This window comes from Sporomusa sp. (assembly GCF_057736855.1).
The window spans coordinates 1-1,929 of sequence record NZ_JBYKYF010000439.1 but is presented as its reverse complement, the minus strand read 5'-3'; the positions used below and the strand labels follow the sequence as shown (position 1 = coordinate 1,929).

2 protein-coding genes and 1 pseudogene are annotated in these 1,929 nt (G+C 46.1%); all 3 read left to right on the top strand.

Features of this window, described 5'->3' with window-relative positions; genetic code table 11:
* Nucleotides 1-463: pseudogene (locus AC29Z1_RS17370) on the top strand (hypothetical protein); the annotation flags it as partial.
* Entirely contained in the window at nucleotides 444-1,208 is a 765-nt protein-coding gene (locus tag AC29Z1_RS17365; RefSeq protein ID WP_488272699.1) for a 4Fe-4S binding protein, read from the top strand. The pseudogene AC29Z1_RS17370 and the gene AC29Z1_RS17365, both read left to right, overlap by 20 nt.
* A gap of 280 nt (nucleotides 1,209-1,488) precedes the next feature.
* A partial coding sequence (locus AC29Z1_RS17360; RefSeq protein WP_488272700.1) for a transporter substrate-binding domain-containing protein occupies nucleotides 1,489-1,929 on the top strand: 441 nt, incomplete at its 3' end.

Here is a 1,929-nt window from a genome sequence, read left to right as displayed (position 1 = left end):
TGTCAATCCGGCTGAAAATAATTTACCTAAGGAGTTACAGCCGGAATTTTGGTATATGCAGCAGGTATTATGGGATGAGTATCGTAGAGTGTTACCAGACTATCTGTTGGCAGATGCCGGTCTTGACGCGATCGGGCATGAACAGGCTGCGTCGCGGGGCTATCATTTGCTACTAGTCCCGGAGCTTAGCGCCTACAAGGAGAAAACTAAGAAACATAGTTATTATGTTACCTTAGATCAAACCCTATATGATACGGCTACTGGCCGCATTGTCTCTATGACGAGTTTCTCAACCAACACCAGCAATTTAACTCCGTTAGAGGCGCTTATTCATGATAGCAGAGGCAGCAGTGCGGTTATTGGCACATGGCTTAATGCTATGGCAGGGGCGAATGACCTGCCTGAGGCTTCCCTGTTATTATCGGTATCACGGGAGGAAGATAATGAATTTACAGATCGTTGAACAAATAATAACTGAATTTATTGCGAACACCGCACTGAATACTGTAGCCGAAATTGGGCTGGACAAAATCTATGACAGGCCACTCATTGGGGTGGCCCATGCGGAAGATGCATTATTTGAAACATTGAAAGCGGAGCACGTTGTCGGCCGGCATCATATGTCACCGTGTGAATGGCTGCCGCATGCGAAGGCGGTTGTTTCGTATTTTTTGCCATTCAGTAAAGCGGTGCGGGAGGCCAATAGACAAGGCGAATTGCCGGCGACTGAATGGTTGTATGCACGCATCGAAGGTGAGTTAGTAAATAATGCGTTGCGAAAGTATTTGACCGAGCGGTTTGAAGAAGCTGGCTATCAAGCGATCGCACCAGCACTCGATGCCCGGTTTGCTGTGACGCATCGCCGCAGCAACTGGTCAGAACGCCATGTTGCTTATATTGCCGGGCTGGGTACGTTTAGTTTGAACCGGTCATTTATTACCCAAGCGGGTGCAGCCGGTCGCCTCGGAAGTGTTATTGCTACAGCCGACATGGAAGTGACACCTCGTAGGTACCAAACCTATGATGAATACTGCAATCAATGTGGTGCCTGTATCAAACGCTGTCCGCCCAAGGCCATTGCTGATACTGGTAAAGATAATGAGGTTTGTGCAGCCTATCTGGACAGTACGGCCGAGCGGTTTAAACCCCGCTACGGCTGTGGCAAATGCCAGACTGCCGTACCTTGTGAGGAGGCAGTGCCACTATAACTACCTTTTGAATTATGCCTGGTTTCCCAATGGGTGTTTCGCGTTGTAGCGTATCTTGAGAAAAGAACAATATTTTGCGATTTCGTTTGTAAATAGGAGATTTTTAATACAAACCCGGAGCTGTTTGCTAAAACGCCACTTTTTTATCACTTCCAAACTTTAATACATTAAAGTAAAATAGTGATAGTGGTTCGTCTGCACGGACTACGATTACAGGGAGAGTGGAGGAGTCATAGTGAAAAAATGAATTGCAGTTGTGTTGGTGCTTTTAGTGACTGGCATGCTGATAGCCGGGTGCGGCGGAGCCGGCCAGAAAAAAATTGTGGTTGGGCTTGATGATAATTTCCCGCCAATGGGGTTTCGTGATGATAAGAACAATATAGTAGGTTTTGATATTGATATGGCCAAAGAAGCCGCTAAGCGGATGGGCGTAGAAGTGGAGTTCAAGCCCATTGATTGGAACAGTAAAGAGGCCGAGCTAAACGGTAAACGGGTAGATGTTCTCTGGAATGGACTGACAATCACCGAAAAACGTAAAGAAAATATTCTGTTCACTAACCCGTATATGGAAAATCGCCAAATTATTGTTGTACCTGCTAACTCAACCATTAAGACCAAAGCCGATTTAGCTGGTAAGGTTGTCGGCACGCAAGAAGGTAGCAGCAGTGTTGATGCTATTGAAAAAGATCCTGCCACCATGAACTCTTTTAAAGAGTTAAAA